Origin of the sequence: Kitasatospora sp. NPDC051702 (assembly GCF_040681575.1) — a bacterium.
GTDB lineage: Bacteria > Actinomycetota > Actinomycetes > Streptomycetales > Streptomycetaceae > Kitasatospora.
This window is the reverse complement of record NZ_JBFAZB010000011.1, coordinates 146,442-159,455: the sequence shown is the minus strand read 5'-3', so window position 1 is coordinate 159,455 and position 13,014 is coordinate 146,442. Positions and strand designations below refer to the sequence as shown.

General features: G+C 74.9%; 10 protein-coding genes. All 10 read left to right on the top strand.

From position 1 onward, the window contains the following. The first annotated feature begins 175 nt into the window (after positions 1 to 175). The 10 genes from AB0N04_RS12880 (at position 176) to AB0N04_RS12835 (ending at position 13,014) form a co-directional block, all read left to right on the top strand. Entirely contained in the window at positions 176 to 1,873 is a 1,698-nt protein-coding gene (locus tag AB0N04_RS12880) for a GAF domain-containing sensor histidine kinase (RefSeq protein WP_360210390.1), read from the top strand. A 246-nt stretch (positions 1,874 to 2,119) separates the two neighbouring features. Next, positions 2,120 to 3,670: an AMP-binding protein gene (locus AB0N04_RS12875; RefSeq protein WP_360210380.1), complete on the top strand. Its 1,551-nt coding sequence runs from the start codon at positions 2,120 to 2,122 to the stop codon at positions 3,668 to 3,670. Continuing rightward, positions 3,660 to 3,902: a phosphopantetheine-binding protein gene (locus AB0N04_RS12870; RefSeq protein WP_360210378.1), complete on the top strand. Its 243-nt coding sequence runs from the start codon at positions 3,660 to 3,662 to the stop codon at positions 3,900 to 3,902. Before AB0N04_RS12875 ends, AB0N04_RS12870 begins: the two co-directional genes overlap by 11 nt. Next, positions 3,899 to 5,257, top strand: coding sequence for an FAD-dependent oxidoreductase (locus AB0N04_RS12865; protein ID WP_360210376.1), 1,359 nt, complete (start codon positions 3,899 to 3,901; stop codon positions 5,255 to 5,257). Before AB0N04_RS12870 ends, AB0N04_RS12865 begins: the two co-directional genes overlap by 4 nt. Positions 5,258 to 5,371: 114 nt before the next feature. Continuing rightward, on the top strand, positions 5,372 to 7,087 hold the full coding sequence (locus AB0N04_RS12860) for a class I adenylate-forming enzyme family protein (protein ID WP_360210374.1): 1,716 nt from the start codon (positions 5,372 to 5,374) through the stop codon (positions 7,085 to 7,087). A gap of 6 nt (positions 7,088 to 7,093) precedes the next feature. Continuing rightward, positions 7,094 to 8,482, top strand: a complete 1,389-nt coding sequence (locus AB0N04_RS12855) for a lysine 2,3-aminomutase (RefSeq protein ID WP_360210372.1) — start codon at positions 7,094 to 7,096, stop codon at positions 8,480 to 8,482. Further along, positions 8,479 to 9,516, top strand: a complete 1,038-nt coding sequence (locus tag AB0N04_RS12850; protein ID WP_360210370.1) for a hypothetical protein — start codon at positions 8,479 to 8,481, stop codon at positions 9,514 to 9,516. Before AB0N04_RS12855 ends, AB0N04_RS12850 begins: the two co-directional genes overlap by 4 nt. After that, positions 9,513 to 10,742: an AMP-binding protein gene (locus tag AB0N04_RS12845; RefSeq protein WP_360210368.1), complete on the top strand. Its 1,230-nt coding sequence runs from the start codon at positions 9,513 to 9,515 to the stop codon at positions 10,740 to 10,742. The genes AB0N04_RS12850 and AB0N04_RS12845 overlap by 4 nt, the downstream gene beginning before the upstream one ends. Beyond that, positions 10,739 to 12,064, top strand: coding sequence for an MFS transporter (locus tag AB0N04_RS12840; protein ID WP_360210366.1), 1,326 nt, complete (start codon positions 10,739 to 10,741; stop codon positions 12,062 to 12,064). The genes AB0N04_RS12845 and AB0N04_RS12840 overlap by 4 nt, the downstream gene beginning before the upstream one ends. Continuing rightward, entirely contained in the window at positions 12,061 to 13,014 is a 954-nt protein-coding gene (locus AB0N04_RS12835; RefSeq protein WP_360210364.1) for an SDR family NAD(P)-dependent oxidoreductase, read from the top strand. Before AB0N04_RS12840 ends, AB0N04_RS12835 begins: the two co-directional genes overlap by 4 nt.

The window sequence follows — 13,014 nt, the reverse complement described above, 5'->3', positions numbered from 1 at the left end:
ACGGAGCGTACGGCCGACCCCGGCGTGCGGTGCGCCGACACCCGGGCACTACGGTGAACCGGGCGATCCCGCAGGTGGGACGGCACCCGGGGCAGCGGGTGCGGCGCGCGGGGCGGACACGAGGAGGACACCGGTGGGCGGAGCGGACGGCAGCGCGGCGGGCGGCGGCGCGCGGATGCCCCGGCTGCGCCTGGACGAGCTGCTGGAGGAGCTCCAGTGGCGGATCGACGCGGCACGCGGGACCAGGGACCGGGTGCACAGCCTGCTGGAGGCGGTGCTCGCGGTCGGCCGGGAGCTGGACCTCGCACAGGCGCTGCACCGCATCGTCGAGGCGGCCGTCGACCTGGTGGACGCCCGCTACGGCGCGCTCGGCGTGATCGGCCCGGACGGGCACACGCTGTCGCAGTTCCTGACGGTGGGGATGTCGGAGGAGGAGATCGCCGAGGTCGGTCCGCCGCCGTCCGGCCGGGGCATCCTGGGCGAGCTGATCCGTGATCCGCAGCCGCTGCGCTGCCCGGTGCTGTCCGAGCACCCGGCCTCGGTGGGCTTCCCGCCGAACCATCCGCCGATGCACACCTTCCTGGGGGTCCCGGTGCGGGTGCACGGCGAGGTGTTCGGCAACCTGTACCTCACGGACAAGCGCGGCGGTCTGGACTTCGACGCCGACGACGAGGCCGTGATCGCCACCCTCGCGGTCGCGGCCGGGGTGGCGATCGACAACGCCCGCCTGTACGAGGAGGCGCAGCTGCGCCAGCGCTGGCTGCGGGCGAGCGCGGAGATCTCCCGCAGCCTGCTGTCGGGGGCGCCGCGGCTGGAGGTGGTGGAGCTGATCGCCCGCCGGGCGCGGGAGATCGCGGGCGCCGACCTGGCGGACGTCTCGGTGGCGGTGGCCGGTCCGCAGGAGCCGGCGGCGGAGCTGACGGTGGAGGTGGCGCTGGGCGGGGAGCCGTCGGCGCGGCTGGGGGTGACGGTGCCGGTGGACGGCACGCTGTCGGGCGCCGCGTACGCCTGCGGGTCCCCGGTGACCAGTGACGAGCTGGCCTGCGACGCCCGCTACCCGGCCGGGCCGGCTGGGCGGTTCGCGGGGCTGGGCCCGGCGGTCGCGGTGCCGCTGGGCACCGGGGCGGGGTACGGGCGGGGCGTGCTGCTGCTGGCCCGGGCGGCGGGGCAGCCGGGATTCGGGCCGGACGAGACCGGGCCGCTGCTGGGTTTCGCGGACCAGGCGGCGCTGGCCCTGGAGCTGGCCGAGCGGCGCCGCGACGCCGAGCAGCTGACCCTGCTGGAGGACCGCGACCGGATCGCCCGTGACCTGCACGACCTGGCGATCCAGCGGCTGTTCGCCACCGGCATGACGCTGCAGAGCGCCGGACGGCTGATCGACAGCCCGGCCGCGGCGGACCGGGTGGCCCGGGCGGTGGCGGACCTGGACGAGACGATCAAGATCATCCGTTCGACCATCTTCGGGCTGCGCGCGCACAGCGAGCCGGACCGTGGTCTGCGGGCCCGGGCCACCCGGGCCGTCGCCGAGGCGCAGGGGACGCTCGGGTTCGCGCCGCGGCTGAGCATGGAGGGCCTGCTGGACACCGACGTGCCGCAGGAGCTGGCCGAGCACGTGGTGGCCGTCCTCGGCGAGGCGCTCAGCAACGCGGCCCGGCACGCCCGGGCGAGCCGGGTGGAGGTGACGCTGCGGGCGCTGGCGGGGCGGGTGGCGCTGACCGTCTCCGACGACGGGGTGGGGGTCACCGAGGGGGGCCGGCGCAGCGGGCTGCGCAACCTCGCCGAGCGCGCCGAGCGGGTGGGCGGGACGTTCGCGGTCGGGCCGGGCGACGACGGTGGCACCCGGGTGGTCTGGGAGGCCCCGCTGGGCTCCTGACCATCCGTCGGATGGTCCGGGGGGCGCCTTCGGTACGGTCCGGGGGGCGCCGTCGGTACGGGCCGCCGCGGCCCGGCGCGACGTCGTCCTCACCCGAACGACCGAACCGGCCCGGGTGGCTTCACACTTCGAGCACGCCCCCCTCGAACTGCATCCCCAACATCCATTGTCGCAACGCATGTTCGACGGTAGAGTCGCCGTTCGCCGAGCACGGATGAGCATTCGACAGCGTCATTTGGGGCGGGCATGTCAATTAATCGCGACACCCTCCAGGTCACTCCCGACCTGATCGACGCGTTCACGGAAATGGCACGTCGAAATCCCCACCGCCCAGCGGTGGTTCAGCAAGGACGCAGTATCGGTTACGGCCGGCTCGCGGAGCTGGCGAACACCCTGGCCACACGGCTGGGGCCGGACCCGGGCACGGTCGCCGTGCCGGCCGTCCACACGGCCGAAACGGTGGTCGCACTTCTCGGCGTGCTGACCGCCGGGGGCGTGTATTGCCCCGTCGATCCGGCATTCCCGACGGTGCGCCGACAAGCCATGTCGGCGTCCGCGAACTGTCGGGTGCAGGTGGCCGGCCGGGACGCTCCTGCCACCCAACTCGACCTCCGATTAGTCGAGTTACCGACGCTCCTGGAATTCCCCGGAGATCCGCCGGGCACCCGCCCGCCGGACCGCGCCGAATACGGCCCGGAACAACCGGCCTACATTCTCTTCACGTCGGGTTCGACCGGGCAGCCGAAACCCGTCGCCACCCCCCGCCGTGCCGCAGCGGCCACGGCCCACGCGCTGCGGGGGCTCTTCCGACTCACCCCCGACGACCGGGTGCTCCAGTTCGCCTCGCTCAACTGGGACACCTGCTTCGAGGAGATCCTCCCGGCGCTCACCGCGGGCGCCACCCTCGTCCTCGACCCCGACGCGCACAGCGGGTCCTTCCCGCGCTTCCTGCGGATGGTCGAGCGCGAGCGGATCACCGTCCTCGACCTGCCGACCGCCTTCTGGCACGAACTCGTCCACCACCTGGTCGACGGTGGTGACCGACTCCCGTCCTGCCTACGCCTGTTGGTGATCGGTGGCGAGGCCGCCAACCCGGCCCGGCTGGCCGACTGGAGCCGGCTGGACACCGGGCGGATCCGACTGCTGAACACCTACGGCTGCACCGAGACCACCCAGATCACCCACGCCGTCGACCTCGCCGGCCCGCTCGCACCCGAGCGGCACTGGGACGGCACCGCCCCCGCACCGATCGGCCGCGCCCTGCCGCACGTCGTCGAACGCCTCGACGACAGCGGCGAGTTGCTGATCGGCGGGCCGGGCGTCGCGCTCGGCTACCTCGGCCTGCCCGAGGCGACGGCCGCCCGGTTCACCACCCTCGACGGCGAGCGGTACTTCCGCACCGGCGACCGGGTGAGCCGCGGCCCGGACGGACTGCTCACCCACCAGGGGCGCCTGGACGGCGAGTTGAAGGTCCGCGGGATCCGGGTCGACCCGGCCGAGATCGAGGCCCAGCTCACCGCGCACCCCGACGTCACCGCCGCGGCCGTCACCGGTACCACCGCGGCCGGCCGCACCACCCTGGTCGCGTACGTGGTGGCCCGCCGCCACGCCTCGGCCGACGGCCTGGACGCCGCGCTGCTCTCCCACCTCAGGGCCCGGGTGCCCGGCCACCTGGTGCCCGGGCGGATCACCGTCGTCCCGCGGCTCGTCCACACCCCGAGCGGCAAGGTCGACCGGGCCGCCTGCCACCTCCGCTACGCCCACGACAGGTCGAAGGAGACCTCCGTTGAGCACTGACCTCACCACCACCGCCACACCAGAGGCCCTGGTGGCCGTCTTCCGCCGCGTCCTGGAACGCGAGGACGTGACGGCCGACTCGGACTTCTTCGAGCTCGGCGGCGACTCCCTGGTCGCCACCCGGGTCCTCAGCGCCGTCGCCCGCGACCACGGCGTGGAACTGACCTTCGAGGAGTTCCTGCAGGCCACCACCCCGGCCGGCCTCGCCCAGAGAATCACGGCCACCGGATGAGCGGGCGCACCGGCCCCTCCGCCGTCGTGGTCGGCGCCGGGATCGCCGGGCTCACCGCAGCCACCGGGCTGGCCGCGCGCGGGTACCGGGTGACCGTCCTGGAGGCCCGCGACCGGGTCGGCGGACGCACCCACGGCATCGAGGCCGCCCCCGGCGCCTGGGTCGACGCCGGCGCCGCCTACCTGGGCGACCGGCACACCGAACTGCTCGCCCTGATGGCCGAGCTGGGCCTCAAGACCACCCCGACCACGATGCTCGGCGCCAGCCGCTTCGCCCTCGACCCCGACCCGTCCGCCGACCCGGGCCGGGCCGCGACCCGGGACGGCCGGTTCCCGCCGCTCAACGCCGTCGCCCTCGGCGACCTGTTCGAGCAACTGGCCGAACTCACCGCCGCCGTCCACCCGGAGGCCCCCTGGCTGACCCCGGACGCCGAGCGACTGGACGCCCTCACCGCCGCCGACTGGGCCGAGCAGCAGCTCCGCCACCCGGACGCCCGGCTCTTCTTCCCGCTCTTCCTCGGCGAGATGACCGCCGCCGACCCGGCCGACGTCTCCGTCCTCCACCTCGCCTTCTACCTGCGCTCCGGCGGCGGGCTGCGCTACCTCAACGCCTTCGCCGGCGGGGCCCAGCAGGACCGCATCGCCGGCGGCGCCCACCAGGTGTGCGAACGGCTGGCCGAGCGGCTCGGCCCCCGGGTGCGGCTCGGCGAGCCCGTCCGGGCCGTCCACCAGGACGCCGACGCCGTCACCGTGCACACCGCGCACGGCAGCCACCGGGCGGACGTCGCCGTCCTCGCCCTGCCGCCGCTGCTCGCCGACGCGATCGACTTCCGCCCCGGACTGCCGGTGCCGCGGGCCGGCGACCGCACCGCACGCGGCTGCGCCGTCAAGGTGCACCTGGTCTACCCGGAGCCGGTCTGGCGCGACCACGGCCTCTCCGGCTGGTCGGTGAACGCCCGCGGGCCACTGCTCTCCACCGTCGACGACTCCCCCGCCGAGGGCCGGATCGGCGTACTGACCGGCTTCGTCACCGGCGCCGAGGCGCACCGCTTCGCCGCACTCACCGCCCGCCAGCAGCGCGCGGCGGCCTCCGAGCAGGCCGCCCAGCTCTTCCCGATGCTGCCCGAACCGATCGACTGCCACGTCACCGACTGGCTCAACGACCCCTACAGCAAGGGCTGTTACGCCGCCCTGCTGGGCCCCGGCGACTGGTCGCGGCTCGGCCCCACGCTGACCACCCCGCACGGGCGCGTGCACTGGGCCGGCACCGAGACCAGCACCGCCTACTTCGGGCTGATGGAGGGCGCGATCCGCTCCGCCCACCGCGTCGTCGCCGAGGTCCTCGCCCGCGGCTGACCGCACCGCACCGCCTCCTCCCCGCGCACCACCCCTCCCCACGCACGACCCTCTCCCCACCCGGCGCCGGTTTCACGAGAACCCGCGCCCGGCACCCCACGTCCGGAGACCGCCATGAGCGACCAGAGTTCCATCGCCCCCCTCGCCGCCCGACAGCGGCTGATGACCGAACCCGCCCTCGGGGCCGGCAACTTCCTCGACCACGCGATCGCGGCCAACCCCAACCGCGCCGTGCCGTTCGCCTTCACCCACCGCACCGACCACCGCGGCGAGGTGGTGCTGCGCGGCCACAGCCTGCTCGACCTCGCCGCCCTGCGCGACCGCTACGCCGCCTGGTACCACGCCAACGGGGTGCGCCCCGGCGAGCCGGTGGCCATCGTGGTCGGCGAGGGTCTCGAACCGCTGCTGCACTTCCTGGCGCTGACCGCGCTCGGCGCCGTCCCCGCGCTGGTCAACGACGCCATGCGGCACGACGTGATGGTCCGCTACCTGGACCACGTCGGCGTGGTCGGCGTCGTCGCCGACGACCCCACCCGGCTGGCCGCCGCCTACCGCGAGGCCCCGCAGCGCCGCCCGCGCTTCGTCGCGCTCGCCGCCGAGGTGCAGGCCTTCGACGCCGCGTCCGCCGGGCTGCCCGCCGCGTACCCGTACCGGCACGCCGCGGACGACGTGGTGGCCCTCATCCACTCCTCGGGCACCACCGGCACGCCCAAGTCCACCATGCTGGCCCACCGCCAGTTCTGGGACGGCAAGCAGCCGCGCATGGAGCGCTTCCCCGCCGAGCCCTACGACCGGCTGATGTCACTGATGCCGCACACCCACGCCGGCGGTCTGAGCTACTTCCTCACCGCCACCCTGCTCGGCCTGCCCACCGTGGTCATGGCCGACTGGCGGCGCGCCGTCGTCGAGCCGGTGATGGAGGCCTTCCAGCCGACGATGGTCGCCTCCTTCCCGCGCACCTTCGTGGAACTCGCCACCGGCGAGCTCCCCGTCCGCGGCGCCGCCCGGGTGCACTCCTGGTTCAACACCGGCGACAGCGCGCACCACGGCCACATCCGGCGGCTGGTGACGCTCGGCGAGCGGCCCGCCGGACTGATCCGTCCCTGGCTGCTGCCGCAGGAGAAGGCCGAGCAACCCGCCCTGCCCGGCTCCCAGTTCGTCGACGGCCTCGGCTCCTCCGAGATGGGCATGGCGCTGTTCGGGCAGGTCACCACCCCGGAGAGCCCCCGCGACGACCGCTGCGTCGGCAGGCCGCTGGAGGTCGTCCTGAAGGCCGCCGTGCTCGACCAGGACGGCGCCGAGGTCCCCGACGGCACCGTCGGCATGCTCGGCGTCGTCACCCCCTCCCGGACCCCGGGCTACTGGAACGACCCGCGGCTGACCGGCAGCTTCGAACTGGCCGGCTACTGGCTCACCGGCGACCTCGCCCGCCGCGACCCGGACGGCCGGTTCTACCACCTCGACCGCACGGTGGACGTCATCGACACCGCCGACGGCCCGGTGCACAGCCTGCCGATCGAGGAGGTGCTGCTCGCCGACTGCGCCGACCTGGTGCGGGACTGCTCCGTGATCGGCCTGCCCGGCGCCGCGGGCGAGGGCCAACGCCCCGTCGCCGTCGTCCAGTTGCAGGCCGAGGCGGCCGACGCCGACACCGAGCGGGTACGGACGGCGGCCAACGAGGCGCTGGCCGGGGCCGGACTGGCCGCACTCGCCGCCGTCCGGATCGCCCGCACCCCGGAGGACTTCCCGCTCGGGCCGACCGGCAAGGTGCTCAAGCGCGAACTGCGGACCCGCCTCGCCGGCCTGCTCACCGCCTCCGCCGGCCAGTAGCCGGCCATGGACCACCCCGAGATCCGCCAGCCGTACCAGTACACGCGCACGCCCCTGGTCGAACCGGACTGGCGGCGGCTGCCGGGCTGGCGCGACGTGACGGACGCCCAGTGGCGCGACCCGCAGTGGCAGCGCTCCCACTCGGTCAAGACGGCCCGCCAGCTGCGGGCCGTCACCGGCCCGCTGCTGACCGACCGGTTCTACGAGGAACTCTCCGCCGACCAGGCGCAGTTCGCCACCATGCCGATGCTGCTGCCACCGCAGATGCTGAACACCATGGCCCCGGACGCCCCGGACGCCCCGGCGGCCTACACCGAGGCGTTCCTGGCCGACCCGGTGCGCCGCTACATGCTGCCGGTGCGCGCCGACCGGCACCCGCGGTGGCCCAGCCACCCGCGGGCCGAGCGGGACTCCCTCCACGAGGCCGAGATGTGGGCCGTCGAGGGGCTGACGCACCGCTACCCCACCAAGGTGCTGGCCGAGCTGACCGCGACCTGCCCGCAGTACTGCGGGCAGTGCACCCGGATGGACCTGGTCGGCACCTCCACCCCGCAGGTCGCCAAGACCCGGCTGCTGCTGCGCCCCGCCGACCGGCAGGAGCAGATGCTCGACTACCTCAAGCGCACCCCGGCGGTGCGCGACGTCGTGGTCTCCGGCGGCGACCTCGCCAACGTCCCGTGGCCGCGCCTGGAGTCCTTCCTGCTGCGGCTGCTGGACCTCGGCTCCGTCCGGGACATCCGGCTCGCCAGCAAGGCCGTGGTCGGGCTGCCGCAGCACTGGCTGCAGCCCCGGGTGCTGGAGGGCGTGGCCCGGGTCGCCGACCTTGCCGCCCGCCGCGCCGTCAACCTCGCCGTGCACACCCACGCCAACCACGTGCGGTCCGTCACCCCGCTGGTCGCCGAGGCCGCCCGGGCGCTGCTGGACGCGGGCGTCCGGGACGTCCGCAACCAGGGCGTGCTGATGCGCGGCGTCAACGACACCCCGGAGGACCTGCTGGACCTCTGCTTCGCCCTGCAGGGCGAGGCGAACGTCCTGCCGTACTACTTCTACCTCTGCGACGTCATCCCCGGCGCGGAGCACTGGCGGACCCCGCTGCACCGGGCGCAGCACCTCCAGGAGGCGATCATGGGCTACCTGCCCGGCTACGCCACGCCACGCCTGGTCTGCGACGTCCCCGACGTCGGCAAGCGGTGGGTCCACCAGGCGGTCGCCTACGACCGCGAGCGCGGCATCTCGTACTGGACGAAGAACTACCGCACCAGCCTGGACGGCGACGACGGCCCGCAGGCCCCGCTCGACCGGCGCCACCCCTACTTCGACCCGGTGGACACCCTCCCCGAGGCCGGCCGCCGCTGGTGGTCCGGGCAGTCCGCCACACCGCGAGGAGCACGATGAGCACACCCGCCCCGGCCGGCGAACTGCGCCGCCTGTGCTGGATCTTCCCCGACCGGGAGTCCTCCCGGATGGCCGGGATGTGGCACGGCTTCTTCTGGGACCTGTACGCCGAGTGCGCCGCCGACCTCGGGCTGCGCTGGACCAGGCACGCCCCGGAGGCCGTCACGGTGGACGCCACCGGCCCCGGCCGGCCCCGGGTCTACGTCGACGACGAGCCGGTCACCCCCGAGGACACCCTGTTCATCACCGCGCTGTACTCGCTGCCGTACCAGTCGATGGACGTCTTCAACCAGTACGCGCTCTACGCGGTGCTCGAACAGGCCGGCTTCTACCTGCCGTTCCCGCCGCAGGTCTCGCTGATCGGCAACGACAAGCTGGCCACCCTGCTGTTCCTGGCGGGATCCCCCGTGCCGACCATCCCGACCGTGCGGATCGGCACCGGGCGCGACATCAGCAAGCACGTCTACGAGGTCGCGCTCGGGGGCATGACCTACCCGGCCATCGTCAAGCCGGCCGGCTGGTGCGGCGGCGGCGGGATCAACCTGGCCCGCGGCCCCGAGGACATCCGGGGCCTGGCCAGCCTCGCCCAGGGCGGCGACACCACCCTCGTCGTCCAGCCGTACCTCGGCGACGGCACCATCGACTACCGGGTCTACGTCGTCGACGGCCGGCCCCACGCGGTGATGAAGCGGACCCCGGAGGCCGGCTCGCCGGTCGCCAACGCCAGCCGCGGCGGCGCCATGGAGTTCCCGCCCGTGCCGCCCGAACTCGCCGCCGCCACCGCCTGGTTCGCCGAGCGGTTGCCGATCCCGTTCTTCTGCGTCGACTTCCTGTACGACGGCGAGCGGTACTGGTTCTCCGAACTCGAACCGGACGGCGTCATCGCCCCCGACTTCAGCGACCCGGAACGCACCCTCCAGCGCGACGTCACCCGCGCCCGCTTCACCGCCTACCGCGACGGCCACGCCAAGTGGCTCGCCGACGGCGCCCGCCCGCTGACCCTCGACCCGACCCACCGGACGGACCCCCGATGACCGCCTCCTTCTCCCTGCCCCCCGAGGCCGCCGAACCCCGGCTGGACGTCGCCCGGCGCACCCTGGAACGGCTGCGCGGCGTCCCCGCGCTGGCCGCCCGCTACGCCGCCCACGTCAACGTGCACACCCTGGAGCGGCTCGCGGCGCTGCCCCCGCTCGCCAAGGACGACCTCAACACCGCCCTCGCCCACCTGGAGCCGGCCGCCGAGCACTCCGCCACCTGGCTGTTCCAGAGCGGCGGCAGCACCGGCGCCCCCAAGGTCGGCTACGCACCCACCGGCTTCTACATGGCCGGCGTGCACGCGCACTGGCAGCCGCTCGACCGCACCGACGTCTTCGCCAACGCCTGGGGCGCCGGCCGGATGTGGGGCGCGCACTACCTCGCCGCCGGGCTCGCCGACCTCTCGGGCTGCCGGATCATCGCGCTCGGCTCCGTCACCCGCGAGGAGTACGGCGACTGGCTGGCCTTCCTGGCGGACCGGGGGGTCACCGCGATCGGCGGCACGCCCAGCGTGCTGCGGCTCTGGTTCGCGCACGCCCGCGCCACCGGCGTCCGGCTCCCCTCGCTGCGCAAGGTGCTCTGGCTCGGCGAGGCCTGGCAGCCCCAGCTCGACGAGGACCTCGCCGTGGTGGCGCCGCAGGCCCGGCGCTGGGGGATGTTCGGCAGCACCGAGACCTGGGTGGTCGGCACCAACACCCCGGACTGCCCGGCCGACACCTTCCACCCGCTGCCCCACCAGCTGGTCCACGTGGACGCCGACGGCCTGCTCGACTTCACCACCCTCGATCCCGAGATGCTCAACCCGGTGCTGCGCTACCGCACCGGCGACGCGGGCGAGTTGACCGCCTGCCCGTGCGGCCGCCCGGGCCCGGCGATGCGGGTGCTGGGCCGGCGCGACAGCGTCGTCCAGGTCCGCGGCCTCGGGCTGGACGTGGACGAGCTGATCACCCGGGCCGAGCGCGAACCCGGCGTCGCCCGCGCCCAGGTGGTGCTCACCGAGCAGCGCGGCCGGGCCACCGGGGTGGACGTCCTGCTGCTCGCCGACGGGCCGGGCGCCGCGCCCGACGCCGAGCGGCTGCGCAAGGAACTGCTCGCCGCCACCTTCACGCTCAGCACCGCCTTCCAGCACGACCCGGAGTCCTTCCGGGTGCGCCCGGTGGACGCGCTGGTCAGCAACGGCCGCACCGGCAAGACCGCGGCCCTGGTCGTCCGGGAGGAGTCGTGACGGCGAAGGCCCCGGCGCCGCCGGGCCGGCCGGCGCCGCTCGGGCGGAGCTTCCAGCTGTTCTGGGCCGGGCAGACCGTCAGCCTGGTCGGCGACAAGGTCACGGTGTTCGTCGTCCCGACCCTGATGATCTTCGTGCTGCACGCCTCCGCCCTCCAGGTCGGCGTCGTCGCGATGGCCCAGTACCTCGGCATCCCGCTGCTCGGCCCGATCGCAGGCGTGCTGGTCGACCGCTGGGACAAGCGCCGGACGATGCTCGCCTGCGACCTGGTCCGGCTGCTCGCGGTCGCGGCGATCCCGCTCGCGTACGCGCTGGACGTGCTCTCCACCCCGCTGCTGTTCGGCTGCGTGGCGGTGATCAGCGGCGCGACCATCTTCTTCAACGTCGGCTACCTGGTCGCCGTCCCGGCCGTGGTGCCCGAGGACGGCATGGTCCGCGCCTACTCCCGGCTGGAGGGCAGCGGCTCGGTCGCCGAGGTCGCCGGGCCGTCCGTCGCGGCCGCCCTGTACGGCGCGCTCGGCGTCGGCGCCCTGCTCGTCGACGCGGCCAGCTACCTGGTCTCCGCGGTCTGCTTCCGCTCCATGCGCCCCTGGGGCGAGCGGACGGTCGAGGAGGGCTCCGTCCGGGAGCGGCTCACCAGGGGCTTCCGGCTCAACTGGGCCGACCCGGTGCTGCGCCGGATCGTCCTGTCCGCCGTCACGCTCAACTCGGGCGGACCGGTCTTCGTCACCGTCCTGCCCGTCCTCGCCTACCGGGGCCTCGGCGTCCAGGTCGGCGTGTTCGGCGCGGCCATGTCCGTCGCGGCACTCGGCGCGCTGGCCGGCGCGGTGGTCGCACCGCGGATCAGCCGGCGCTTCGGCCTCGGCCGGACGATGGCCTGGTCGCTGCTGCTGCACTGCCTGGTCGGCCTCGGTGTGCTGGCCGCGCCCGCGCTGCCGGCCGGCCCGGTGATCGCGGTCACCATGGGCTGCTACGGCTTCTTCATGTCCTGCATCAACGTGTGCAGCGCACCCGCCCGGCAGTCCCGGATGACCTCCCGCAACCAGGGCGTCATGCACGCCGCCTTCCGGACCGTCACCTGGGGCGTGATCCCGCTGGCCGCGCTGGTCGGCGGCCTGGCCGTCAGCCTGCTCACCGGGCCGCTGGGCATCCTGGACGCGGCCCGGGTGGTGATGGCCGGCGGCACCCTGCTGGCCGCCTGCTCCTTCCTCCCGGCGCTCGGCATCCAGCCGCTGCTCGACGCCGCCGCGCCCGCGCCCGCCCCGGCCGACGGAGCGGACGAGGCCGACGGGGCCGACGCGCTCGCGGAGAGCGCCCCGTGAGCGCGGCGCCCGGCGGCGCGGCGCCCACCGACGGTGCACCCACCGGCGGAGCACCCGGACCGGACCGGCCGGCCGGCTCCCGAGCCGACGGCCGGGTCCTGCTGATCACCGGGACGTCCTCCGGCATCGGCCTGGCCACCGCCGTCGCCGCGGCCCGCGCCGGCTACACCACGGTGGCGACCATGCGCGATCCCGGCCGCGCCGAGGCGCTGCGGGCGGCCGCCGACGCGGCCGGCGTCGCCGTGGAGGTGCGCCGGCTCGACGTCACCGACCCGGGCTCCGTCACCGACTGCCTGGAGGAGGTGCGCCGCACCCACGGACGGCTGGACGCCCTCGTCAACAACGCGGGCGTCGCCAACCACGACCCGACCCTGGAGATGTCCACCGACGCCGCCCTGCGGGCCAACCTGGAGGTCAACTTCTTCGGCGTGGCGACCGTCAGCCGGGCCGCGCTGCCGCTGCTGCGCGCCGCCGGGGGCCGGCTGGTCACCGTCGGCAGCGTGCACGGCGTCGTCGGCCAGCCCTTCAACGAGGCGTACTGCGCCGCCAAGTTCGCCGTCGAGGGGTTCCTGGAGGCGCTGGCCCCGGTCGCGGCCGCCCACGGCGTCCGGGTGTCCGTGGTGGTGCTCGGCTTCGTCCCGGACACCCGGTTCGGCATCTTCCCGGACGTCAACCGCGCCACCATCCGGGCCGCGTCCGGCCCGTACGCGCCCACCTTCGCCGGGTACCTGGAGTGGGTGGGCGGCCAGGGCTGGGAGTCGGCCGGCCAGCCGGCCCGGGAGGTTGCCGGAGTCGTGGTGCGCACCCTGCTCGCCGAACGGCCCCCCTTCCGGGTGCCCGCCAACCGCTGGGCCGCCGACTACCTGGCCGCCAAACTCGCCGACCCCGACGGCTCCGCCGTCCAGGACCTCGCCCGGACCTGGCTCGGGCAGCCCGAACACCCCTGCTGA

What these genes read in the sequence shown, in the direction of transcription:
- AB0N04_RS12860 (WP_360210374.1), top strand. Translation starts at nt 5,372, where the DNA reads ATGAGCGACCAGAGTTCCATCGCCCCCCTCGCCGCCCGACAGCGGCTG.
- AB0N04_RS12855 (WP_360210372.1), top strand. Translation starts at nt 7,094, where the DNA reads ATGGACCACCCCGAGATCCGCCAGCCGTACCAGTACACGCGCACGCCC.
- AB0N04_RS12880 (WP_360210390.1), top strand. Translation starts at nt 176, where the DNA reads ATGCCCCGGCTGCGCCTGGACGAGCTGCTGGAGGAGCTCCAGTGGCGG.
- AB0N04_RS12845 (WP_360210368.1), top strand. Translation starts at nt 9,513, where the DNA reads ATGACCGCCTCCTTCTCCCTGCCCCCCGAGGCCGCCGAACCCCGGCTG.
- AB0N04_RS12850 (WP_360210370.1), top strand. Translation starts at nt 8,479, where the DNA reads ATGAGCACACCCGCCCCGGCCGGCGAACTGCGCCGCCTGTGCTGGATC.
- AB0N04_RS12875 (WP_360210380.1), top strand. Translation starts at nt 2,120, where the DNA reads ATGTCAATTAATCGCGACACCCTCCAGGTCACTCCCGACCTGATCGAC.
- AB0N04_RS12865 (WP_360210376.1), top strand. Translation starts at nt 3,899, where the DNA reads ATGAGCGGGCGCACCGGCCCCTCCGCCGTCGTGGTCGGCGCCGGGATC.